The 23,784-nt window shown below is 65.5% G+C and carries 18 protein-coding genes and 5 pseudogenes; 17 read left to right on the top strand and 6 right to left on the bottom strand.

Annotation, left to right across the window (positions count from 1 at the left end; all coding sequences use genetic code 11):
• Nucleotides 1-73 precede the first annotated feature (73 nt).
• From L7N97_RS14905 to L7N97_RS14885, 5 genes are all read left to right on the top strand, one after another.
• A complete protein-coding gene (locus L7N97_RS14905; protein WP_237479124.1) occupies nucleotides 74-673 on the top strand; it encodes a hypothetical protein in 600 nt (199 codons plus the stop codon).
• Nucleotides 674-759: 86 nt separating this feature from the next.
• Nucleotides 760-1,950, top strand: coding sequence for a hypothetical protein (locus L7N97_RS14900; RefSeq protein ID WP_237479123.1), 1,191 nt, complete (start codon nucleotides 760-762; stop codon nucleotides 1,948-1,950).
• A gap of 36 nt (nucleotides 1,951-1,986) precedes the next feature.
• Nucleotides 1,987-2,181 (top strand): hypothetical protein, encoded by a 195-nt coding sequence (locus L7N97_RS14895; RefSeq protein WP_237479122.1) that lies wholly within the window; start codon nucleotides 1,987-1,989, stop codon nucleotides 2,179-2,181.
• A gap of 160 nt (nucleotides 2,182-2,341) precedes the next feature.
• Nucleotides 2,342-3,289, top strand: coding sequence for an ADP-ribosylglycohydrolase family protein (locus L7N97_RS14890; protein WP_237479121.1), 948 nt, complete (start codon nucleotides 2,342-2,344; stop codon nucleotides 3,287-3,289).
• Nucleotides 3,290-3,389: 100 nt separating this feature from the next.
• Complete coding sequence (locus L7N97_RS14885) at nucleotides 3,390-4,418, top strand: hypothetical protein (RefSeq protein WP_237479120.1); 1,029 nt, start codon at nucleotides 3,390-3,392, stop codon at nucleotides 4,416-4,418.
• Nucleotides 4,419-4,490: 72 nt separating this feature from the next.
• On the opposite strand, the gene L7N97_RS14880 is transcribed toward L7N97_RS14885, so the two are convergent.
• Both L7N97_RS14880 and L7N97_RS14875 read right to left on the bottom strand, forming a co-directional pair.
• The gene (locus L7N97_RS14880) at nucleotides 4,491-5,282 is read right to left on the bottom strand and encodes a hypothetical protein (RefSeq protein ID WP_237479119.1); all 792 of its coding nucleotides are present in this window, start codon (nucleotides 5,280-5,282) and stop codon (nucleotides 4,491-4,493) included.
• A 364-nt stretch (nucleotides 5,283-5,646) separates the two neighbouring features.
• Nucleotides 5,647-6,711: an IS630 family transposase gene (locus tag L7N97_RS14875; RefSeq protein ID WP_237482112.1), complete on the bottom strand. Its 1,065-nt coding sequence runs from the start codon at nucleotides 6,709-6,711 to the stop codon at nucleotides 5,647-5,649.
• A 64-nt stretch (nucleotides 6,712-6,775) separates the two neighbouring features.
• Between L7N97_RS14875 and L7N97_RS14870 the strand changes: the two genes are divergently transcribed.
• The 4 genes and pseudogenes from L7N97_RS14870 to tnpC form a co-directional block, all read left to right on the top strand.
• Complete coding sequence (locus tag L7N97_RS14870; protein ID WP_237479118.1) at nucleotides 6,776-8,116, top strand: PQQ-dependent sugar dehydrogenase; 1,341 nt, start codon at nucleotides 6,776-6,778, stop codon at nucleotides 8,114-8,116.
• A gap of 208 nt (nucleotides 8,117-8,324) precedes the next feature.
• A complete protein-coding gene (locus tag L7N97_RS14865; protein WP_237479117.1) occupies nucleotides 8,325-8,780 on the top strand; it encodes a hypothetical protein in 456 nt (151 codons plus the stop codon).
• Between the two features lie 182 nt (nucleotides 8,781-8,962).
• The gene (locus tag L7N97_RS30285; protein WP_237479116.1) at nucleotides 8,963-10,255 is read left to right on the top strand and encodes a DUF2971 domain-containing protein; all 1,293 of its coding nucleotides are present in this window, start codon (nucleotides 8,963-8,965) and stop codon (nucleotides 10,253-10,255) included.
• 22 nt (nucleotides 10,256-10,277) lie between these two features.
• Nucleotides 10,278-11,411, top strand: a pseudogene (gene tnpC, locus L7N97_RS14855) (IS66 family transposase); the annotation flags it as partial.
• 143 nt (nucleotides 11,412-11,554) lie between these two features.
• On the opposite strand, the pseudogene istB reads toward tnpC, so the two are convergent.
• Together istB and istA are read right to left on the bottom strand one after the other, a co-directional pair.
• Nucleotides 11,555-12,296: pseudogene (istB, locus tag L7N97_RS14850) on the bottom strand (IS21-like element helper ATPase IstB).
• Nucleotides 12,297-12,310: 14 nt separating this feature from the next.
• Nucleotides 12,311-13,824, bottom strand: a pseudogene (gene istA / locus L7N97_RS14845) (IS21 family transposase).
• 196 nt (nucleotides 13,825-14,020) lie between these two features.
• Between istA and L7N97_RS14840 the strand changes: the two are divergent.
• Nucleotides 14,021-14,182: pseudogene (locus tag L7N97_RS14840) on the top strand (IS66 family transposase); the annotation flags it as partial.
• Nucleotides 14,183-14,849: 667 nt separating this feature from the next.
• On the opposite strand, the gene L7N97_RS14830 reads toward L7N97_RS14840, so the two are convergent.
• Nucleotides 14,850-15,644: an abortive infection family protein gene (locus L7N97_RS14830; protein WP_237479115.1), complete on the bottom strand. Its 795-nt coding sequence runs from the start codon at nucleotides 15,642-15,644 to the stop codon at nucleotides 14,850-14,852.
• 72 nt (nucleotides 15,645-15,716) lie between these two features.
• Between L7N97_RS14830 and L7N97_RS14825 the strand changes: the two genes are divergently transcribed.
• From L7N97_RS14825 to L7N97_RS14815, 3 genes are all read left to right on the top strand, one after another.
• The gene (locus tag L7N97_RS14825) at nucleotides 15,717-16,781 is read left to right on the top strand and encodes an IS630 family transposase (protein WP_237482112.1); all 1,065 of its coding nucleotides are present in this window, start codon (nucleotides 15,717-15,719) and stop codon (nucleotides 16,779-16,781) included.
• A 206-nt stretch (nucleotides 16,782-16,987) separates the two neighbouring features.
• Entirely contained in the window at nucleotides 16,988-17,182 is a 195-nt protein-coding gene (locus L7N97_RS14820) for a hypothetical protein (protein ID WP_237479114.1), read from the top strand.
• A 165-nt stretch (nucleotides 17,183-17,347) separates the two neighbouring features.
• Nucleotides 17,348-18,118 (top strand): hypothetical protein, encoded by a 771-nt coding sequence (locus L7N97_RS14815; RefSeq protein WP_237479113.1) that lies wholly within the window; start codon nucleotides 17,348-17,350, stop codon nucleotides 18,116-18,118.
• A 1,566-nt stretch (nucleotides 18,119-19,684) separates the two neighbouring features.
• On the opposite strand, the gene L7N97_RS14810 is transcribed toward L7N97_RS14815, so the two are convergent.
• Nucleotides 19,685-21,022 carry a site-specific integrase gene (locus L7N97_RS14810; protein ID WP_237479112.1) on the bottom strand — a complete coding sequence of 446 codons (1,338 nt, stop codon included), beginning with the start codon at nucleotides 21,020-21,022 and terminating at the stop codon, nucleotides 19,685-19,687.
• Between the two features lie 109 nt (nucleotides 21,023-21,131).
• Here L7N97_RS14810 and L7N97_RS14805 point away from each other — a divergent pair, with 109 nt between their 5' ends.
• The 4 genes and pseudogenes from L7N97_RS14805 to L7N97_RS14790 all read left to right on the top strand — a co-directional run.
• Nucleotides 21,132-21,593, top strand: a complete 462-nt coding sequence (locus L7N97_RS14805) for a YaiI/YqxD family protein (RefSeq protein ID WP_237479111.1) — start codon at nucleotides 21,132-21,134, stop codon at nucleotides 21,591-21,593.
• Nucleotides 21,594-21,632: 39 nt separating this feature from the next.
• Nucleotides 21,633-22,187, top strand: a complete 555-nt coding sequence (locus tag L7N97_RS14800; RefSeq protein ID WP_237479110.1) for a Uma2 family endonuclease — start codon at nucleotides 21,633-21,635, stop codon at nucleotides 22,185-22,187.
• Nucleotides 22,188-22,970: 783 nt separating this feature from the next.
• Nucleotides 22,971-23,429 (top strand): transposase, encoded by a 459-nt coding sequence (locus L7N97_RS14795; protein WP_309242804.1) that lies wholly within the window; start codon nucleotides 22,971-22,973, stop codon nucleotides 23,427-23,429.
• A pseudogene (locus L7N97_RS14790) lies at nucleotides 23,345-23,782 on the top strand (IS5 family transposase); the annotation flags it as partial. The gene L7N97_RS14795 and the pseudogene L7N97_RS14790, both read left to right, overlap by 85 nt.
• Nucleotides 23,783-23,784: the final 2 nt, after the last annotated feature.

Here is a 23,784-nt window from a genome sequence, read left to right as displayed (position 1 = left end):
TAACCACCCGCTATAGCAGTACGTTTGAGCGAGCCTCACGACGGCGATGGGGCGAATCAGGGCGGGAGCGGCGATGTCCCAGAACGAGTCCCACACCCGTCCAGAGAGTGGAGGGACGGGCGCGACCTCCGATCCGTCAGGCACCACACCCGGCCGATCCAGGGAGGGGTACAGGCTCGCTATGTCGTCTTTCCTCGACCGCTACACTTTCATCCGCCGCCGCAAGTGGTTCATCGCTTGGTCTCTCGCACCGCTTCTCGCGGCGGGAGTGTTCGTCGCCACGCACCGTGTTGAGGCTTCGGGGGACACGGACGTGAGTTGCTCGTCGTACACCGCGGCTCAACTCGTGGGCGACATCATCAAGGAGCGCGTCTTCGCCAGCGGGGCCAAGGTGATGCTCGACCCCGACCGGTTCGGCGGCAAGCTCGTCGACATCGCCGTGGTCTCGGACAAGCCGTTGACGTGCTCGGCCTTCTTCGTCCCGACCCTCGCCTTCAGCAAGGCTGTCCTGGACGACGCCGCCAAGTCCGGAACTTCCAACGCGGCGCTCGACGAGATCCACAGCAACGCCGTCGACAAGTACAGCGCCATGTTGAAGTACAAGGTCCGCGACAACGGCTCCGGCAAGGTCTACGTCACGATCGTAGAGAGCCTGGACGCCTTCGACGACTGACCCTGCAAAACTGTCCTTTCTCCCCAGAACTCATCCAGATCAGCCACAGAAGACCTCCCGATCGGCTCGGGATGGTTGGAGGAACCATGAACCTATCAAACCTGTGGCGTTTCGGGGCTCTCGTCTTCCTACTCACGTCGGTGTCGAGCGCGAAGGCAGACAGCGAAGCCCTCTCCGCCATCGCGAGCCTCCCGTGTGATGAGCTCGGGTACACCAACCTGAGCCGCAACTCTCAGGGCGATGCGCCGTTCGGCATCCCGCTCCGGCATTGGGACCAGGGAGCGGTTTCATCGATCTACGACCGCATACGCGCCTGTTCGGGGGAGATCGACCCGGTCCAGGCTCGCCTTGCTCTACAACAAGGCTCGGATTTCCTCGACGGGATCGTGCGGCGTGCGGCCAGCGCCCGCGCAGGCGCCCAGCGGAATGTCGCCTTGATGGAGACGATCCAGAAGAACTTGGCGGATATCGAAAGTTCGACGCTTCCGCCGGCTCAAGTTCTGTTCAAGCTCGACGGGGTGCAGGCCGGAGTCCAGGCGGTGTCCCGAGCGTTGCCGCCGGACATCCGTGACGCCTTTCAGAGGCGGATCGACACGAAGAGGGCCGCACTCACGACCGTCTTGCAGGCAAAGGCCGAGAGAGAGCAGAAGGCCGCCGAAGACCGCTTGGCGAGGCTGAGGGCGGCCGCCAACACGCCGGCCACACCTCCACCCCCGTCGCCTCTGACGTCCTCTCCGAGCGGTGACGCGTTGAGTCCGACGAGGTCGTCGCCCCCAACGACAGATCCAAGCAAGGATCCGAGGATTGTCGAAGCCCGCAAGAGGACACAGTTAGCCCAAGCGGAGACGGCTCGGCTCGAATTCGATCTCAGACGCAAGCAGATCGAAGCGGACGTCACGAAGCTGGATCGCGAGGAACTCGATCTCTACAACAAGACCCCGGACATGAAGGACCCTGATTACATCAAGAAGGACAACCCAGAAGCCTATCTTTCAATCCTGTATGCGACAGAGGTGATGTTCAGGGTCTGCAAGGAGCGGACAGCGGAGTTCGACGACGACATTCCCCGGGTCCAGCACGAGGCGCACGTGCTTGAGGGTACCCTGACCAAATTAGAGTTCATGTCAGCTCAGAAGATCGCTGAAGCCAGAACGAACGTCGGCTTGAACGGGGGCTCAAACGAGGTGGTCGATCGAGCGCGTGCGACGCCCGATATTGTGAGGCAGTGTCGCGAGATGGCGTCGACCCTAGGCATGAGCAAGCCGCTCGCACCGTGACAGAGCGAGCGTTCGGCGTTGGGGCGCAGGTCCGACATGCGACGCCGCCGACCGCGCTTATCGAGCCACGGACGCCCCCTCGTCTGCTTACCTCAGAGCCTCGACGAGCACGGGTTACACGCCTGCGGCACGGAGAGCATTGAGGTCATGTTCAAGCAGATCGGCATGAGGTTGAGCGTCGAGTCCTTCGCCTTCATGGTGGCGTACCTCGTCGGCGCCCTCGGCGGGTGAGTCTACGTCCTCATGGGCCCGCAGTCGGACGAGCCGGTCGAGGTCCGCACGGCCGACTGAAGTTCCGGCCCTGCCGCGGAAGCTCTCCCACGGGCCGCTTCGGGTCCAGGCCCGGCGCTCGACGCCGGGCTCACCGGCCGGTCATGAGGAGGGAGAGCGCATGAGCGACACAGACCCCGACAAGCCCGCTCTCCTCGACCGCGCCCGCGGCGCCCTCCTCGGCCTTGCCGTCGGCGACGCGCTCGGGGCTACCTTGGAGTTCGGCCCCCGCATCGCGTCCGTGAAGGACTACCACCGCGAGATGATCGGCGGCGGGCCGTTCGGCCTTCAGCCGGGAGAATGGACCGACGACACCGCCATGATGCTCGCCCTGTCGAAAAGCCTCACCCTGCGGAAAGGCTTCGACCCGGTCGACGTCATGGAGCGGTGGGTGTCGTGGTACAGAACCGGCGAGTATTCGTGCACCGGGACCTGCTTCGACATCGGGGGCACGACCCGCGCCGCCCTTGAGCGCTTCGAGCGGACCGGCGATCCCTTCGCGGGCTCGGCGGACGAGCACACGGCCGCGAACGGTTCCCTCATGCGCGTGGCGCCCGTCGCATTGTTCGGGCTCGACGACGAAGCGGAGGCAGTCCGGATCGCCCGGGAACAGAGCCGGCTCACCCATGCCCATCCGGCGTGCGTCTCGACCTGCGACTACTTCGTGCGCCTCCTCCGGCTGTTCATCCTCGGCGAGGAGGACCCGATCAAACTCGCCCTCGTGAAGTGGTCCGGCCACCCGGAGGTCCAGCGGGCCAAGGCGGCTCTGTGGGGCGGCCTCAAGCGCAAGGACGCTCGCTCCACCGGCTATGTGATCGACACCCTCGAGTCCGCCTTTTGGGCCGTCTCGGCCTCGGGGAGCTTCGAGCAGGCCGTCGTGCTCGCCGTCTCACTTGGAGGAGACAGCGATACCGTGGGAGCCGTGACGGGAGCGCTCGCAGGGGCGAAGTGGGGCGAGCGTTCGATCCCGGAACGGTGGCTGAAGCCTCTCGCGTGGCGTTCGAAGATCGGCGCCACCGCCCTCAGCCTCGTCCGTGTGTCTTCCGAGGTGCACCTTCACGGGTTGTGAGCCGTCGAAGTCTCGCGCATCATCGACGACAACCATAGAACGTGTTCGTACAGGTCCCAGACGGGACCAAGGCAGATTCGAAGAAGGCTGGAGGACCTACATGACGTTCCGCTTCGCCGCCGCACTGTCCGTCGCGCTCGCGACGAACGCGGCATGGGCTGCTCCGGCGCCGAACTGGAGCATCGCGACGGGCGTGGTGAAGGTCGGCACCTTGGATGCCGGGATAGGAGAATACACCTTCATGACTCGATCGCCCGTCGGGTCCAAGATCTTCGCCGTTTGCAAGATGGACGACTTGTGCGAGGCCCAGGTCAGGACCAACGCGAAAGGCGTCGTGGTGGGGGTAGGCCGCGTCCGGAAGGTCGAGCCGTTCACGACGCCAAAGTCGCTCCTCGACTTCATCTACGCTCATTACACCGAAATCTCCTTGCCCGGGTTCAACCCCGACGAGGACACCGCATCCAGGATCTACGCTCCCGCCCTCGCGAATCTGGTCGAGTCGGCGAACATCAAGGCGGGACAGGAGCAGGAGGAAAGCCCCGCGGTCAGCCCATGGTTGAACGCTCAGGAGTGGAAGGTCGAGAACCTCAAGTATGATGTGGTGGATCTCGGACCCGGCAAGGCCCGCGTCGGGGTCAGCTTGACGAACGAGGGGATCGCCGACGCCTACTCCTTCGTGATGGTCAGGGGCGACGCGGGGTGGCTCATCGCCGACGTCACGTCCAAGAGCCCGACGCTTCCCGGCGCTCCCCCGCTCACCTCCTCGCTCAAGGACTACCTCAAGCCCGCCAAGGCACCAGTCGGAGCGCCCTCCAAGATGACCGAGCCGAGTGTCGTCGCGAACGCGGCGGCCGGCACCGTGCCCCGCCTGAGCAAGGGAACTCACTATTCCCAGGCCCGGGAACAGCTCATGGCGCTCGGGTACAAGGGCGTGAAGACCCCCGGGGCGGACACCTGTGACGCGTCGAGCGACACGACATGCTTCCCCGAGATGGAGTCGTGTGCCGGGACGGGAGAAGGCAATTGCCTATACTCGTGGGAGAAGGACGGCACCTTCGTCGAGGTCAGCACGGTCGGCGACCCGCCCGAGGTCGTTTCCGTGTCGCGCGGACACAAGCCGGCCCCTTGAGACGCGGTCCGGGGGTCGGACACTCGGACGATGCCTATTCCACGTCGTAGATCATCACGGACGTGGCCGCGATCATCGAACCCCGGACGATCCCTCGTGTGCCTTCGTCAGGGCCTCGATGAGGATCGGTTGCGCGCCGACAGCGCGGAGGGCTGCGATGGGGATGGTGACCGAGTCCGCGCAGGCTTGAACCACGTGCGGGAGGTCGAACTGGACCACGAGGCCATCTTTCTTCGCGTCGATCCAAGCCATCATGCCCGGGGCGCTCCCACCATCGCCGGCATCCGCCACCGCACCACGGCACTCGTCGTCGTCTCCATCATTTTTGACGTCGCCGGATCGCGGGCGGTAGCCGGTGAGATATAGGGCGTACAGCGTCTGCCCCGACAGCGTGACCATCTTCGTCCCGTCCGCCCCGGACGCGAGCGCCGGCTTACCCGTCAGTGCGGTGGGTAGGAGAGACATCCAGTCCACCGGCGCGCCGTTGGTGAGGTCGTACACGATCGACATGGTCGAGACGTCCGGGTGGGCACCGCCGCAGGAAATGTTGTCGGTGATCTCGTAGCTCAGGAAGCGCGGACCCGACATGGGCACTTGGATGTTGCGTTCCCACCAACTGTCTTTCCCGCCGGCAGTCCTACATTGTACGGCCGCCCTGCGCGCGCTCGTGTCGAGGCGGAGAAGTGCGGCGTTAATCCTCCGCTCGGCTTCGTCTTCGGGCCCGGCGATGAACGGCATCGCCGCGACCCCCTTCATGACCTCGGGTGGGGTCTGAAGGCGCACTATCCGGTCCGCCGCCTGGACATCGGACACGGCACCCAGGAGAACGGCGACGGCGAGCCCCAAGCTTAGGATGTGCTTCATTGTCGCGTGCCCTCCGGGGTTGACCATCGAAGGGATAGTACGGCCTCATCGTCGCGCCCGTGAAGGGACTGTCGCGGCCTGCCCCCCCTTCGGATGACAGGATCGTCGCCAAGGTTCAGCCCGAGGTTCGCTCGATCACAGTCACCTCGGGCTGCACCCTGGATCGCTTAGACCACTGTTTTCATTCACAATTTTTACCCCGATGCTGCGGATGAAAATCGCTGAGGAGAAGGATCATTCATCGGAAGACAGGCAGATCCGTAACTGCGCGACGGCGGTCGACGTGCCCAGAGCCTGACGCGTCGCCGGGCAAGAACTTCGGCTAGCCTCTGCAGGGTCGCCACCCTAGATTTAAGCTATACATCTACGACGCGACGACCCGAGAATCCTTTGGGTCTCGGATGCGGAAGTTATCGGTGATTCGGGATGAGAAGCGACTGAAGTGCTTCGGGACCGTTTCCTTGAGGAATGTCAGGATCGCCTCCGCGAAGTCCTTGAATGTGGCATAGTACCGGTTGTGGGTGACGTTCTGGTGCATCACGCCCCAGAGCCGCTCGATCGGGTTGAGGTGAGGGCAGTAACTCGGGATGAAGTGAAGCACGATGCGCCGTCCCGGTTGCCTCATCCAATCCTGAACAGCACGGGCATGATGATAGCGGGCGTTGTCCAGATAGACATGGATCCGACGCATCGTCGTGTAGGCGTTCTCGATGGAGGTCAGAAGCTCGATCGTGCTTTGCGCATCGACCGAAAGCACTTCCTTCATCCGCGTCGCGCCGGTCTCCAGGTCGATCACACCATGGATGTTCATGCGATCACGGCCCGACGCCGCAGGAACCGCGACGTCGGCGCCACGCGGCATCCACACGCCCGCCGGTCGCGTCTGATGGGTCGGGTGAACGGCATCGCCGTAGACGATCGCTTCGTCGGCCCCAAGGCCGTTGCGGAGCCGCTCATGCTGCTCGATGAACGCTTCCTGCGCCGCAAGGTCGAGATGCGAGGGCACAAGGTCAGGCTTGCGCCAGACAAAATCCAGCGCCGCCATCAGCTTGATCAAACCGGATCGCGTGTACGACATGCCATACGTCGTCCGGATGTGATGACCGATCGCGCGTGTCGACGCCGGAAGCGCCTCCGTGGCCCAGGCTTTCAGGGCCGTGAGCTGCTCCACCGTCAAGGCGCGGTGCCCGCCCGCCAAGTCGAAGCGCGCCAGAGCCGGTACGCCGCCCTCGCGATAAACCTTGAACCAGCTCCGGATCGTGTCGTCGTCCAGGAGGAGAGCCTCCGAAACCTGCTCGCAACTCCAGCCCTTGTCCAACAAAAGGATCGCGTTGGCGCGCCGGGCGACCCGATGCTCCTCAAGCCCATCCCGCGCGATGCCCGTCAGCCGCGCACGATCGTCCTTGCTCAGGAAATGGCGCTTGATCATCGACACAAAACCGAATCGAAAGCGACCCCGCCGTCAACCCCGCATCCTCACGGAATCGGGCTATATGCGGAACCTGCTCGCCTCTCTGGTCATCTTGACGGTTCCGGCCCACGCGGCCGAGACCGTCCCCGTGCGGACAGGCTCCGCCGCATTCGGAGATTGGCGCACCGACGCGCCGGGCGTCGTGCGGCTCATCCGGCCAGGCGACTTGCCCGCGCCCTTCGCGACACCTTCGGCCAGCAACGGCCCACAGGACGCGGCGCTGCCGAGGAACCCCGAGGTGCACGTGCCCGACGGTCTGACGGCGTCGCTCTGGGCTGAGGGATTCACTGGCCCGCGGACGATCCGAGTGGCGCCGAACGGCGACGTTTTCGTGGCGGAGACGGACGAGGGCGACATAAAGGTGGTCCGGCCCACCGCCGGAACGGAGGCCGCGGCTCCGGCCAGGGTCTATGCCAAGGGCCTCGACGGCCCGTTCGGGATGGCCTTCTACCCGCCCGGCGACGACCCGCGCTGGCTCTACGTCGCGACGACCGACGCCGTGTTCCGCTACCCGTACCGCTCCGGCGATCTCGCCGAAGCGAAGCCCGAGCGTGTCCTCGACCTCGACATCAGCGACGGCGGCCACTCGACCCGCGACATCGCCTTCAGCCCCGACGGCCGTCGCATGTTCGTGTCGATCGGCTCGCAGAGCAACGACGCCGAGGACCTCACCGCCGCGCCGAAGGCCGAGGTCGCCCAGCTTCCGCTCGGCGCCGCGTGGGGCGACGAGACGCGTCGGGCCGACGTCCTCTCATTCGATCCCGAGGGGCACGACCGCCGGATCTTCGCCACGGGCATCCGCAACTGCGTCGGCCTTGCGGTCCAGCCGCGCGATGGCGGGCTGTTCTGTGCCACCAACGAGCGGGATGGGCTCGGCGACAATCTCCCGTCGGATTACGTCACCCGCGTTCGGGAGGGCGGCTTCTATGGCTGGCCGTGGTTCTTCATCGGATCGCACGAGGACCCGCGTCACCGGGGCGAGCGGCCCGACCTCGCCGGGAAGGTCACCGTGCCGGACGTCCTGTTCCAGGCCCACTCGGCCCCGCTCACGATGAGCTTCTACGACCCGCCCGCCGGTGCTCCCGCCGCCCTCGGCTCGGCCTACGCGGGTCAGGCCTTCGTGGCGATGCACGGGTCGTGGAACCGCGCCAAACGCACGGGCTACAAGGTGGTCCGCGCCGTCATGGCGGACGGCGTGCCAACGGGTGCGTACGAGGACTTCGCCACGGGCTTCGTCGGAGCGGACGGGCGGGTGTGGGGCCGCCCGGTCGGCGTCGCCGCCATGCGGGACAGCAGTCTCCTCATCGGTGAGGACGAGAATGGGACGATTTGGCGCGTGACGCCGAAGACGGGCACGCGGTGATGGCCTACCCTATCCCGATGCCTTTCCGCAGTCGGCGTTGGAGTTGCGACCCGACGAGATCGCGCAGACGGCGGACGGTCGAGCTCTCGGCGTCTCCGCCGCGATCGACGACTCCATGATGCCGTGGATGCCGTGGATGTCGTGGATCGGCTACACTTCCCGCGACGGACCCCGGACGCGACGAGCCGGGGCCGTGAGGGAGGGGACGATGAGCTTTCCTTTCGGGGGATGCCTGTGCTGCGGCGGCACGCCGAGCGGGATGGGGCATCGGCGGCACTTCCTCAAGGCGGCCGGCGTCGCCATGGCCGGCGTCGCCCTCAGGCCGAGATCCGCCTTCGCCGACGCGGTGCCGGCCATCGCCTACGAGTCCGTCCCTGATCTCGTCCAGAAGCCGCCCGACACGTTCCTCGGCGAGTGCTCCGGCGTCGCCGTGAACTCGAAGGAGCACCTCTTCATCTTCTCACGCGGCAAGCCGTCCCAGAGCTCGACAGGGATCAGCGGATCGCGCGTGCCGCGGCGCCCTGGAACAGCGCCAGCGCCGCCCGCGGCACAACGAGCCGGTGACAACGCTGCTATCAGCGCCCTGTCGGGCCTCGTGGAAGACATAACGGCTTCGGCTCGTGCCGCGCTCGGCCTGTCCATCTACCCGGTCGGGATGGCTTGACGGGCCGGAGCAGATCAACGCTTCCAGCCTTAAGGAGGATCTGAGCGGGATCGTTCTCGATGAACACCGCCATGCGGCGCGTCCAATGACACCGTTGACCGTAGCCCGTCGTTCTTCGTACAGTATGTGATTGTTGTGCGGCTTCGCCTTTTGATGGTGCGGCTCCACGGAGGACATTGGACGTGCCGGAATTCCTCTACCGATTCAGATCTGCAGACGCTTTGATTCACAAATTCAGAGAGCTGGAAAATGGAGAGATCTTTTTCTCATCCACCTCTGAATTGAACGATCCCATGGAAGGTTTCACCGACGTCTTCTGGAAGGGCAACGAGACGCTATGGTCTAATCTTTTGCGACATTATGTTTTTTGTTTGACACAGACATTCTACTTTGGAATGATTCTGGGAGATCAGTTCACGATCGATCTGATCGACAGCAGCGTGAGGGACACGCCGCTTTCATTGAAGGGTTTGCCTGCTGAGAAGGTATACAATAAAGTTTGCGAGACTTTTCTGGGACGTCAGGGCGTTCGACGCATCATCGGACAGTTGGCGAACCGCGATGGTTCCGTGCGGCGGAACGAGCTCTCGACCTACCTCCGGCTGCTTCATCCGATCGCGATATACTACACTATGAAAGAAGCTGGAGATCTTCGGGCAGAGCATTCACACAACAAGACGGCAATCGACCTCACCGCATTCAAAGAAGCTGCCGATGCAGCCGACGGCCTTATGGCGAAGCTACCCGATAGAGCTGATCATACTTTGGAGCAGGGCGAGATATTTTTTACCTATACGGAGATCGCCGCGCAACAGATGCGTGTCATTACCCACAGTCAGCGGAGACAAGACGTGCCGTCTCCGATGTGGGGGCAGTTCATCGACACTTTCCCGGGCGACTATATCTCTGCTGTGGAGAGGATGGTATATCCGAACTGGCACATAGCGAGTTTCACGAGCAACCCCGACAATGCTTCGATGTGGGGCGTCTACGGTGATGCACATCGAGGGTTCTGCCTCAAATTCCGCACGCAGAAGTTGCCAGACGGCAGGGAAGGCCTGCCACTTCGAGGAGTGGTGGGAAGCAGCTTCGGCCCGGAGGGGCATCGCGTGCTGCGCAATCTCCGCAGTCTCGCGTTCAGCTCGGTAGACTATGAGACGGCTCATCCCGAGATCGACTTTTTCCGCACGTTCGGCCGCTTCACAGTCAAAGCCATGCAGGACTTTTGGTTCAGCCGCGCCGATGGTTCGTTGGATCCCATCTATAATGACGTGTTCGGCAACGAGGACGCTTGGCGTAACCGCTATTGGGCGCTGTTCGAGGGCCTCGTTTCCATCAAGCTTCCCGAATGGGCCCACGAACAGGAATATAGGCTCGTCCACGCCTCTCAGCTAAGTATCTACCCACGGGGTGGTGTGAGGCGACCGGTGCCGGGTGGGGCGGGTCGAAGTGCAACGAGGGCTTGCGCGGCGTGATGAAGGCTGATTCCCTGATGGCATGAGCCGCGGTGATCTCGAGCGCCTGAGCAAGGAGGAACTGATCGAACTGGTGCTGAAGCTGCAGCGCCCGGCCAAGACGTCGCGCACCTCGTCCAAGCCGCCCTCCACCGACCGCAAGGAGCGGCGCGAACAGTCCCGCCCCGGTGGTGCGAAGCCCGGCCACGAGGGCCATAACCGCCTCGTCGCCGAAGATCCCGACACGGTCGTCGATCACCGTCCGACCGAGTGCCCCGACTGCGGGCTGGCGCTGTCGGCCGAGCTGCCGGTCGAGACGGTCAGCGTGCACGAGCACATCGAACTGCCGGAGGTGAAGCCCGTCGTCGAGCAGCACCGGCGGCTCGCCGTGGTGTGCCCGGGATGCCGGGCCCGCGTGGCGGCGCCGAGACCGGCGGAGGCTGCGGCTTCGCCGTTCGGGCTGCGCCTGCACGCCACGGCCGTGTACCTGAAGACCTTCCAGGCCCTGTCCTACGAGCGGCTGCAAAAGGCCCTGTTCGACCTGTTCGGCCTGCGCATCAGCCAGGGCGGGCTCACCAACATGCTGCGCCGGGCCGAGACGCGCTTCGCGGCCGGGCGCGACGCGGCCCTGTCGGTGTTGCGACGCGCCACCGTTGTGGCGTCCGACGAGACGGGCGTGCGCATCGAGGGCACGAACTCGTACCATTGGGTCTTCCGCTGCGAGGAAGCGGTGGTGCACCACGCCGCCCCGACGCGGGGCGCCTGCGTGGTGCACGAGATCATGGACGGGCACCGGCCCGCCGTGTGGCTGTCGGATCGCTACTCCGCCCAACAGGGCCATGCCGACCGGCAACAGACCTGCCTGGCCCACCTCGCCCGCGACGTCGCCTATGCGCTCGAAGCCGGGAACGACATCCTCGCCCTGCGGCTCAAGCTGTGGCTCGACAAAGCCTTCGCGCTGGCGCGCACCGTCACCACAGCGGCGCCCTCGACGGTGGCCACCAAGCGCCGCAAGTTGGAGCGCTCCCTCGACGACATCCTCGCCGCCCCGGCCACCTGCGACCTGGCGCGCGACATCCAGAACCGCATGCGTCGCGCCCGCGACCAGCTCCTGACCTTCGCGGCCTTCCCCGGACGGGTCGAGGCCACGAACAACGCCTGCGAGCGCGACCTGCAGATTCCGACGAAGCCGGCCGGGTATTCCGATTTCAAGCCGGCCAGCATTCCAACATGAAGCCGGCCACCGTTCCGATCTGAAGCCGGCCACGGCGATGGCGCCCCGCTGGTCGGGTTCGTAGATCGGTCGAGGAGTGTTTCGGGTCAAGCCAGCTGGTCGGCAGGGCGGTGCTTGCGCAGGCTGTCGCCGGACAACGCGATCCGGTAGGCGTTGTGGATCAGGCGGTCCAGCACGGCATCGGCCAGGGTCGGGATGGCGATCATCTCGTACCAGCGGTCGACCGGCACCTGGCTGGTGATCAGCACCGAGCCGGCGTCGTAGCGGTCCTCCACGATCTCCAGAAGGTCGCGCGCCTGCTCGGCGCTGAGGGGCTCAGGGCCCCAATCGTCGAGGATCAGCAGCCTGGCGCGGGCGAGCTGCTTGAGCAGTTTGGCATAGCGGCCGTCGCCGCGCGCCAGACCGAGCGCCGCGAACAGGCGCGGCACACGGTAGTACAGGACCGACAGGTCCTCCCGGCAGGCCTTCTGGCCGAGCGCGCAGGCGAGCCAGCTTTGCCGACACCGCACGGCCCGGTGATCACCGGTTGCGCCGGCTTCGGATCCAGTCGCAGCCGGACAGCTTGAGGAACAGGGCACGGTCGAGGCCGCGATGGGCGCGGTAGTCGACATCCTCGACGCTGGCCGGATGGCGCAGGTGGGCGGCGCGGGCGCGGGTTTCGAAGCGCTTCTGCTCGCGCAGGGTCTTCTCGTGCTCCAGGATGATGCCGAGCCACTCGGCGTGCGTCAGCGCCTGCGCTTCCGGGTTCCCGTCCAGGGTCTTGTAGCCCTGCGCCATGCCGTGCAGGCCGAGGCCGTGCAGAAGTTCGAGTGTGGGATGAGCAAGCATCGTCAAGTCTCCTATCAGTGGAAGTAGCCTGCGCCGCGCAGGTTCGGATGATCGATGATCTTCGTCGTTTCTGTTATTCGAGACTTTCGGTCGAGGTTGTTGGCAATGATGGAGGCGATGCTCTTGTAGGTGAGCGCACCGATGGCCGTGGCCCGGGCGGAGATGGCCTCGGCCCGAGCTGGGGCGAGGCCGCGAAACAGGCGCAGCACGCCCAGGCAGGTGCGGAAGCCCTGCTCGGGATGGGGACGCCCGCGCAGGATGGCGATGACGAGGCCCTCGGTTTCGGGGCCGATCTCCCGGCCCCAGCGCTCGAAGCGGGCCGGCGTCCATTCCGCGTAGCGCCGGTGAGCGCTCGGCATGTGCTCGACGTCGGTGCCGTGCCGGGCGCCGCCATAACGCCGGTCGTGGGCGGCGACGCGCTGGCCGCGGTGGAACACCTCCACGGTGCGCTCCGTCAGGCGCACGTCCACCTGCTCGCGGATCAGCGCATGGGGCACCGAGTACAGGAAGCCGGCAGCCTCGACGTGGTAGTCGAGGTTGACCCGTGCCAGCCGCCACTCGGCAAAGACGTAGGGTGCCGACGGCAGGGGCAGCAGGGCGGCCCGCTCCACGGCCTCGAACAGCGCCCGGCGCGTGGTGCCGAGGCGGCGCATGGGGTGGGCGTTGATGCGCTCCACCATGGCCGCGATGGCGGCGTTGCACTCGGCCAGCGAGAAGAACGTCTGGGCCCGCAGGCGTCCCAGGATGTAGCTCTGGGCGAAGCGGACGCCGTTCTCCACCTTGGCCTTGTCGCGCGGCTTCCTCGGCCGGGCCGGCAGCACGCCGATGCCGTAGTGCTCGGCCATGGTGCCGTAGGAGCGATTGATCTCCGGATCGTAGAAGGACGCCTTGTTGATCCCGCTCTTGAGGTTGTCGGGCACCACCGGCGCGGCACGCCGCCCAGAAAGTCGAACAGGCGCACGTGGGCGCCGATCCAGTCCGGCAGCGCCTGGGTCCACGTCGCCTCGGCGTAGGTGAGGCTGGAGGCGCCCAGCACCGCCACGAAGATCTCGGCCTGTCTCACCACGCCGGTGGCGGGATCGACGATGGGCACGCGCTTGCCGGAATAGTCGACGAACACCTTGTCGCCGGCGGCATGGTGTTGGCGCATCACCGGCGTGACACGGCGTTCGAACTCCCTGTAAAGATCACAGAAGCGCGAGTAACCGTAGCCGCCGGGCTCAGATACACGATACTCTTCCCAGAGAACCATCAGGTTGACGCCGGGCCTGCGCATCTCGCGCACCATCGACGGCCAGTCTGGCTCGACGCGTCGTCTGACGCCTTGCTTCACGCCGACGCGGTCGAACAGCCGCTGTTCGAGGACGGCGTCGGTGATCTCTTCATCGATCGGCCAAGCCAAGCCCGCCGCTGACGCACGGGCGAGGTTGTCCTGGACGGTGGACCGCGCGATGCCGAGCGTTCGGCCGATCTCGCGGGCGCTCACCCCGTCGCGGGCGAGCCGGAGCATGTGTCGGATCTGTCGCATCGTCAGCTCTCTCCTGGCCGGCATCCCGATCTCCTCGCGTGGGGGGGCGAGGCAGGGTGCCGCGGTTGCTGACCTGCGGGGACGCTATTGCCGGATCAGGGTGGCCGGCTTCATCTCGGAACGGTGGCCGGCATCAAATCGGAATGGCGGCCGGCTTCATCTCGGAATCAGTGGCCGGCTTCGATCGGAATCCGCACGCGACCTCCGCCCAGCGGTGATCCAGCGCAAGAACACCAACGGCTACCGCGCCATGTGGTCCGCCAAGGGCGAGGCCGCCGTGCGAACCGTGGTGGCCACCGCGCGCCTGACCTCCGGCGCCGGCACGTTCAGCACCGTGCTGGGCACCATCGGCGCCTGACGGCGCTCAGCCAAGCTGCGCACCCCGTGGGTAGTTACGTCAGACTGACATTGTTCCCACCACTGTCGCAGGAGCTCAGTGTAGCGCGATTATCACTTTGTTTCGGCGCAAGATCGAGGACAGCTCTTCGACCCTTTATGTTGAGACTGGCTTCGAAGAGGCAAAGTTCATCTACACCTCGGGTGATAAGTTCTATTTCCTTCTCTCGTGCACGGCCAAGATGGCAGCATTCATTCACGCGCGGAAGATCTCCACGTTATTCAATGAGTCTACCGGTCATTATGCCATCAAGGCCCTCGATTTCCCCATCATTCTGAATGCATTTATCGCTCACCCTGAGCGCAAGGTCGTCTACGAGTCTGTAGCCATGAAGAATGTTGGAGAGCTTCCTCCCACTGTCAGGCTTCATTAAAACCACCTCGTGAAATCCGCTTCGCCGCGTGTTAGGGCTTCACGGTCGCGGCGGAGTTCATCGAGGTCGCGACGGGCAAAGGCTCCGACGCGCTCTAGCGTTGCCCCAAGCTCGCCGCTGCCCTCGCCGCGGCGAAGACGCGCAAGTGCCCCGTCGCGGTCGCCAAGCTCGATCGGCTGTCCTGCGGCGTGGCCTCCATTCGGTGCTGGCTCGACGATGGGGCAGGCTGGCGCCCGTAAAACCAATCGGTGGGCATCACGGCTTCGACCGCTCCAGGTAGGTCTCGACCAGGAAAGTCGCGACCGCGCCGGCCGTGTTGACGGCGAGCTTCGCGTGCCTCTCGGACGGCCGGACCGGCATCTTCGCGCCTGGGGCGTGCGCGTCTGAGAATCGGTTCCGGAGCGTCCCGATCCCGTTCACGAGGTTCATGGCGCCGCCGAGGATGGTCTTGATCGGCTCCTCCACATGCTGGTCGGGCGCGAGGCGGAGAGCCTTGGCCGTCGAGCCGTAGATCTTGGGCAGGTCGTCCTTGTCGCCGGCGGGGGTGCCGAGTTCGTTGAGGATGCGCTTGCACACGGTTTCGAGCAGCGTCCGCGCCACGGTGATCGCGCCTTCGGGATCGGTCGTCCGGCGCGCTAGGGCCTTGGCCCACACCGCTTGGACGCCTTCCGCGTCGAAGACCACCAAGGCATCCGACGTCAGCTCGTCGCTCGGGGCACGGCCTCGACCTTCGAGGAAGTCCACCACCGGCGTGAACGCCTCGGAGATGATTTGTCGGCGCTCGGCGTACGTCCCTGCCCGGCCCTTGATGAATGGCCAGAACGCGCCGAGACTTCTATATGTCCGGACGAAGGAGGGCAGGAGCGGCTTCAAACGGTCATCGGCTAGGAGCTCACGCCGCAGGGCTTCGTACATCGGCCCCTCATCGGATCCGCCGGTCGCAGCGGCCGTGAGGATGCCCTCCATCATCGTGACCTGATCAATGCGGCTGTCCGGGATGTCTTCCATGTCCACGCCCGTCGGCTTTTTCATCCGGCGGTAGCCGGTCAATATGAGCTATAGCCCGATTCCGTGAGGATGCGGGGTTGACGACGGGGTCGCTTTCGATTCGGTTTTGTGTCGATGATCAAGCGCCATTTCCTGAGCAAGGACGATCGTGCGCGGCTGACGGGCATCGCGCGGGATGGGCTTGAGGAGCATCGGGTCGCCCGGCGCGCCAACGCGATCCTTTTGTTGGACAAGGGCTGGAGTTGCGAGCAGGTTTCGGAGGCTCTCCTCCTGGACGACGACACGATCCGGAGCTGGTTCAAGGTTTATCGCGAGGGCGGCGTACCGGCTCTGGCGCGCTTCGACTTGGCGGGCGGGCACCGCGCCTTGACGGTGGAGCAGCTCACGGCCCTGAAAGCCTGGGCCACGGAGGCGCTTCCGGCGTCGACACGCGCGATCGGTCATCACATCCGGACGACGTATGGCATGTCGTACACGCGATCCGGTTTGATCAAGCTGATGGCGGCGCTGGATTTTGTCTGGCGCAAGCCTGACCTTGTGCCCTCGCATCTCGACCTTGCGGCGCAGGAAGCGTTCATCGAGCAGCATGAGCGGCTCCGCAACGGCCTTGGGGCCGACGAAGCGATCGTCTACGGCGATGCCGTTCACCCGACCCATCAGACGCGACCGGCGGGCGTGTGGATGCCGCGTGGCGCCGACGTCGCGGTTCCTGCGGCGTCGGGCCGTGATCGCATGAACATCCATGGTGTGATCGACCTGGAGACCGGCGCGACGCGGATGAAGGAAGTGCTTTCGGTCGATGCGCAAAGCACGATCGAGCTTCTGACCTCCATCGAGAACGCCTACACGACGATGCGTCGGATCCATGTCTATCTGGACAACGCCCGCTATCATCATGCCCGTGCTGTTCAGGATTGGATGAGGCAACCGGGACGGCGCATCGTGCTTCACTTCATCCCGAGTTACTGCCCTCACCTCAACCCGATCGAGCGGCTCTGGGGCGTGATGCACCAGAACGTCACCCACAACCGGTACTATGCCACATTCAAGGACTTCGCGGAGGCGATCCTGACATTCCTCAAGGAAACGGTCCCGAAGCACTTCAGTCGCTTCTCATCCCGAATCACCGATAACTTCCGCATCCGAGACCCAAAGGATTCTCGGGTCGTCGCGTCGTAGATGTATACAACGCATCTCGCGTTGGGTCGAGCTTGAGGTCGCCTCAACCGCTTGCCATGCCCCGGCGATCTAGCCTCGTCAATGTCTCCGCTTCGTCGGAGTGCTGTCGCGGGTTGCCCCTTCTGGTGAACAGCTTGGATCTCCCGGTCGGCATCATCAACGGCGCCGATGGTCAGGAACGGTCCGTGCCCGGGTAGGCGACCGCGATGCCGTTGCAGATCGCCCCGGGCACCACGCCGGAGCCGTTCGCCCCTCTCGACCATCTCGTCGCCCTCGTGATAGGCGGCGCCCCACACATCCCGGGCGGCGTCGCGCACTCGACGGAGAGCCTGGCCGCGGCGCACCGCCGGCAAGGCGAGTTGACGTCCGAGCTCACGGACAAGCTGCGGGCGATGAACTAAGAGCGGCGCCGGCAGGAGTAGTTCGACCACGACCAAGCGCTGTACGGCAAGAAGGACGTTCCCGCGTCGCACGGCACCGGGGCGGCGCTCCAGGCCGCGGCGGCCCACGCCAAGGGTGGCGGAGGGCACAGTGGGGGTGGGTGGCTGACGGACCTCGTCCATGCTGTGACCGAGAGCGGCTTCGGGGCGGAAGCCGGGGCGGCTAGCCTCGGCGGCCTTCTGCTCGGCGGGAGAAAGATCCTCGGCCGCGGCACGGCGGCGGTGAAGGGCGCCGCGAAGGGTCTCGGCGGGCTCACCCGCTTCGTTAAGGGCCTGCACGGGAGGTGGGGCCTCATGGCCGGCCTTCTCGCCGAGACCGCGTACGGAGCCTACAGCCTGTTTGGTTCGCACGCCGCGGACGCGGCCGAAACGCCCCAGGGCGCGCCGCTGCCCGGTGAGGAGGCCATCGAGCGCCGTGCCCGCAGGGAGGACGATGCACCGGAGGACGACCGGCTTAAGGAGCCCGAGCTGGGCTTCGACGCGACGGAGACTGCCCGCGGAGCCGCCTTCCACGGTGTCGAGAAGACGGTCGATGCCGTCGGGGAACACTTCCAGGCCCGGCGCGATGCGGCCGAGCACGCCCGTCAGCGCGTGGCTTTGGAGCGTGCCGAGCACGCCCCGGGCAGGGAGGCGGCGGACTTCGCCGCCAAGGAGCGCACCCTCATGGGCGAGTCCCCGGCCACGCACGCCGCGAAGGCTGTACCTGCCTCTCCGGCCCGCTCGGCGGCCCAGGCGGTTCAACTCGGGGCTGAAGGCGCCGAGGTCGAGGCGCCGATCGCCGGGGCGGTGCACGTCAATCCCGAAGCTTCGTTCGACAACCCTGAACGTAGCCGTCCCGACCTCGTACGGACGTTTTCAGATCGATGGGGGGTAAGGGGGGCGCGCGAAGCGCTGTGACCGCCCCCGCCGCCCCCGCCGCCGCCGAGCCATAGGCGCGGGGACCGCCGCCCCGCCCGCCCCCGCCGCCGCCCCGCCGGCCGGGCCCGCCCTGCCGGCCCTCCCCCACCAGACCCCGAGAGACCTACCTGTCACCCCCGGCCGATGAGCCGGCCGCGCCGCCGGTGCCGGATGAGGCTCGGGCTTCGTCAGCGGCGGGATCCAGCTACAGCCGGCCGAGGTCGACCTGTCTGACCACGGCACGATCGGATCCGCGCCCGGCCCCGGCGGCTTCATCGAGGACGTGCCCAGGGGACCGAGGGCGGCGGCGGGCGCTCTTCAGTGGTTTTCCGTTTCGAGAATCTACATGTCTTTTTAGAGCTTAGACGACGCGCTCCTCCGGATCTGCACGTCTTTTCCTCCGACTCTGGCGTCCGGGCATCTACCTTCCGGCTTCGTCGTCGGCCCGCGCCGACCGAGAGCTCATCCCTCATGTGGCGGGCGTGGACCGGGCATTGGCCGCCATCATCTGTCTGTCCGTCGAGGGCGCCCGGCCTGTCGGCCGCGGCGAGTCAGGGACCGGCCGCCGCCGGGATATTCATCCCCGGCGCATGGTCGACCATGCGCCATCCGATCTCGCTGACCACGGCGAGCGACTCAGGCCCGCCGCTCTTTCTACATCGACGGCCGGCGGCTCGTCGGCCGCCCCGGACCACGGCCGTGCTCTTTATAGAGGCGGGGTGTCACGGACGTCGGCTGGGCCGGAAGGGAGAGCGGCATCGACCTTGGGGGCCACAGGCCGGTGAGGGGCTTCGTGAGCGGTCATCCCCGTCCACATGGGCATCGCTCACCCTCACGATCGGAAGCCGTCTCCCTCTGCCTGTGATCGGTACGGACATCGTCAGAGACGCCGTCAGACAGCCTTCCAGCGTCGATACGCTGGGACGTCACACTCCCCCTCATCTACGGGGTCGTGCCCCTCCATCGCCTTCGCCCAAATTGTGACGGAGCACCATCTCAGCCTTGGACCGGACAGCATCGGAGCCGGGGACGGTGACGTCACCACTCCCTTCGTAGAGGCCGGTTTCTTGGCTGTTCGAGGGCGGGAGTCGATCCGGCGCCGGTCCAGAAAATATGGAAGCCGCGGCCCAGTATTTTCCGCCCGGGACGTCACCGGCTCCGACCGTTCGAAAGCGGCTATGTCGGACCGACGAGCTCCGCCCTCAATTACGGCATCGCTTGCCACAATCCCCCGAGGTCAGGAGCTGGATCACTTGTCGGGAGAGCGGCTCTTCCGGCGATAGCACGCCTCGCGCGAAGCCCCTCCAGGTGTTCGTGCGTGAGGTGCCGAGCGGAATCGGTCCTCCCCGATCCCCGAGCCGCCACGTCCATCCCAACGAGGACGTGGCGAAGGCCGGAAGAGCGCCCCCCCGGGTGCGCGGTCTTGAACTCCCCCCGGGCCTGACTATCGTATGACGGTGTCGGCCCGTTTGGCAACAACGAAGAGCTATCTCGATTGTCTCAGCATAGTTAGCGGATCCGGATCCGGACCTATCTAATCGAAATCAGCGACTATCTGTCTGTAGGTTAACTGGAGCGTTTCATTCTATTAACTATCGACTGCGCCACTTTTTCAGCTGCCTCTTTAGCCGGATCATGAGCGACGTGAGCGTACTGTTGGGTTGTCTTTGGGTCCTTGTGGCCTAAAATGGCGCCAAGGATGGGCAGACTGTTGCCGGTCGAAGCGCCCACGCTCGCGAACGAGTGCCGGAGGTCATGTGGTCGTGTCTTGGACAAGCCAGCCCGCGCGCAGAACCGCGCCCAAGCTTTCGGTAGTCCGACGTAGGATCCATCGCCACGTGTGGCCGGGAAGACGTACGGCGACCCGCTCAACTTCGGTATCGCGCGGAGGACGTCGACCGCAGGCCCTCCAAGCGGGATGATCTTCACGATAGGGCCAGCGAGGGTTTGTACCTTCGCATTGGTCAAGCGCAGGTAGCCGTGTTCGAGGTCGACGTGGCTCCACTCCAGCTTGAGAATCTCTGACCTACGGGCACCGGTGAGAAGGAGGAGCTTGATCGCCGCAAGCATCATCGGGCTTGCCGCACCCGGCAATCGCGGAGACGGTCCTTCGTGTCCGGACGCGATCCACTCCTTGTGCGCCACGGCAAAATCGTCCCAGGCTTTCTCGTCGGCATCGAGAGAACCACCGAGCTGCTCCAGCTCCGGCCCGGACAGGAAGCGGAGATTTTTGTTGTCTTTGAAGCGTTGGACGCCCTTCACCGGATTGTCCGGGCGCAACCCCTTCTTGACCGCGAAGGTGAAGATGCCGCCGAGTAGCCCGACCGTCCGCGTCGCCGCACCCTTGCCGCCCTTGACGATCGCGCGGCCATGCTTGCCCGTTTTCTCGTCGATCGCGGTTTTCCCCGCCGCCACCGCGTGGAGGAACTCTTCGATGTCCTTGGCTTGAATATCCCGCACGCGCCTCTTCCCGAGAAGCGGCTTGATGTGGCGCCGGATGCGGCCTTCGTCGGTGTCGAGCGTGCTGTCCTTCTTCGGTGTGTCGAACTTGGTCAGGATCTGACCGGAGCGCGCCGCGGCGACGTAGAGGTCGCAGAGTTCGGCCACGGTCACCCCCGCCGCCCTCCGCTCGCGTGCGGCCTCCGCTGGGTCGATCCCGCTCCGAACGAGGCCGAGAACGTCCAGGGCTTCCTTGCGTGCCGTCTCAGGGGTCCAAGGGGAGCCGTGTTTGCCGATCGTGTGCCACATCTGGCGCCCATCGAAGGCGTACTTGAGGATGTATGTCTTGGAGCCGTCCACGTTCACCCGCAGGCCGAAGCCCTTCGGGGCGGCGTCCCAGACGATGTACCGCTTCTCTCGCGGTCCGGCATTCTTGACCGTTTGCAGGGTCAGCTTCGAGGCCATACCTACGTCTCCGGGCTACCACGGGGCTACCGTCTGGACAGGTAGGTATGTCGGTTCGGGGCGGGAAGTGGCGGTTCAAGCTGTTGTTTTTACGTGGTGGAGGCGGCTCATGGCGGTGTATGTCGACGCGGACGCCTGCCCGGTGAAGGCCGAGGTGTATCGGGTGGCCGAGCGCCACGGCGCACGCGTCTTCGTCGTATCGAACAGCCCGATGATGGTGCCGCGCGACGGCTTCATCGAGCGCGTGGTGGTGCCGGCCGGCCCCGACGTCGCCGACGACTGGATCGCCGAGCGCTGCACGGCGCGCGACGTGGTGGTGACGGCCGACGTGCCGCTGGCCGACCGCTGCGTGAAGCGCGGCGCCGCCGTGCTGGCGCCGAACGGCAAGGCTTTCACCGCGGCCACCATCGGCCTCGCGCTCGCGACGCGCGACCTGATGGACCAGCTCCGCGGCTCCGGCGAGGTGACGGGCGGCCCGCGCCCCTTCGGCCCGCGGGACCGCTCGGAGTTCCTGCAGGCGCTCCACCGCGCCCTCGACCGGATCAAGCGCGGGCTGCCGCCGGGGCGGTGACGCCTTGTCGGGCATTTCCCGCAGGCCTACGCTTCGACCATGGCAGACGTCGCTCCAGCTCCCACGACGGTCGATGCGTTCCTGGCCTGGGCCGCGGACCAGCCGGGCCGCTACGAGCTCGAGGACGGGCGCGCCGTCGCCGTGGCGCCCGAGCGGCTCGGGCATGTTCTCGCGAAAACGGGATCGTTCGACGCTCTCGCCGCAGCGGTCGCCGCGGCGGGGCTTCCCTGCCGAGCATTGCCGGACGGCGCGGCCGTGCGGATCGACGCGAGGACGCTCTACGAGCCCGACGCGCTGGTGTTCTGCGGAGATTCACCCGCGCGCGATGCCCGCGCCATCGTCGCGCCGGTGATCGTGGTCGAGGTCGTGTCGCCCGGCACGGGGCGCCGCGACCACCACGAGAAGCTCATCGGCTACTCCTCGGTGCCGGGCATCGAGCACTATCTCATCGTGTACGCCGAGACGCGCGTCCTCGTCCACCACGCCCGCCGCGGCGGCGAGATCGCGACGCACATCCTCCACGGCGGCCTCCTGCGCCTCGACCCGCCGGGGCTGGATCTCGCGGTCGAGGACCTGTTCGGCGGCCCGGCCTGAAGGGAGTGGTCGACGAGGCGGGGCGGCGACATGCCGGGTTCGGCCGAGGCGCCCCGCGCCACCGCGTGCTCCGCGGGCCGATGCGGGCTTGCTGTGGTCATCGCCACCGCTTCGGCGCCGTGAGCCTCGCAGATTTCCACCGCCTGGGATGTCCCGACGCCGTGGGCGTGCAGGACCAGCACGGTCTCGCGGACGGCTTTGCGCTCGGCCCACCCCGCGGCGATGCGCCGGGCGCCACCGGGCCGGTGCCCTCGACCTCGCGCAGGCGGAACGGTTCGGCCTCGATGACGTCGAGGATGGTCTCGCCGAACGCCTGGTTCGCGCAGTGAAGGATATCATTTGTTTGACACACAGACAGTTGAATCAACACTGAATGTTCGATCATCCAGTGGAATTCATCATATGACATCATATCTTTTGATAGTATCCATGTGATGCTAATGTCACAACGCCTTGAGGACATCCATCTTGACCCGTTATCCCGGCGATCTATGCTTTTAACCTATCCCTCGTTTGGGTAGCTTCTACCCGAGAGTTCCGATGGCTCAACTGGTGAGACGCGATGGTCATCCCATCATCGGCGATCTGCGCACCGTCAGTGATCAATGGGCTTGGAATTTCCGCTGGGAGCCGCCCCCGATGGCAGCCCAGACACAAACCTCGTCAGGCCATTGGAAGGAAAGAAGCGATGATTCTGGGTAGGACCGTACTTCTAGGCCGTGTGGACGAATTTAGAGCAGCAACGCTTTTGGGGATTCCCTTGCTGGCTCAGGTCTGATTCTCATGCCCCGAGGCATTCGGGGGGTGAGATCGATGTCGACGCGAATGACGGAGCAAGACTGGACGCATACACTCGCGGTGTTCCGCGCCTGCCTTCCCCGGCGGGGACGGAAGGCAACAGATGATCGGCTTTTTCTTGAAGCGCTTCATTTTTTCAGCGTCGAAAATGTTCGCTGGCGCGCTTTGCCCGAGCGCTTCGGTTTGTGGAACAGCGTGTGGAAGCGGTTTGATCGGTTAAGCCAGGCCGGCGTGTTCGAAGCCTTCTTCGACACGCTCGCGTCGATGAGCGACACCGCTCATCTCGTTCAGATGTTCGACTCGACTATCGTGCGCGCCCATGTGTCGGCAGCCGGCGCAAAAGGGGGCAGCACGGACAAGCCCTCGGTCGCTCTCGCGGCGGCTTCACCACGAAGATCCATGCCAAGTCCGACGCTTCCGGCGACATCATCGCCTTTGATCTGACCGGCGGTGAAGCTTCCGACGGGCGACACTTCGAAACCCTGCTCGACATCGGCCCCGATCTTCAGCCCCGTGCCGTGATCTGCGACAAGGGCTATGCCAGCAAAGCCAACCGAGACGCCGCGAGGACGCGCGGTATCGCCCCTGTGATCCCCCACAAAGCGAACGAGAAGAACAAGCCGGCCTTCTTCGCTCGCACCCTTTACAAGGCCCGGGCCCGCATCGAGCAGGGCATCGGTCGGCTGAAGCGCTTCAAGCGCGTCGCCCTCCGATGCGAGAAGACCGCAAGAAACTTACGATCCATCGTCGCTTTCGCCGCAGGACTGTGCTTGGTCAAATTCGTCCACACCGCCTAGGT

It is taken from the genome of Lichenibacterium dinghuense (genome assembly GCF_021730615.1).
In the GTDB taxonomy this organism is placed as follows: domain Bacteria; phylum Pseudomonadota; class Alphaproteobacteria; order Rhizobiales; family Beijerinckiaceae; genus Lichenihabitans; species Lichenihabitans dinghuensis.
The sequence above is the reverse complement of the archived record's forward strand: the minus strand, read 5'-3'. Positions and strand labels throughout refer to the sequence as shown.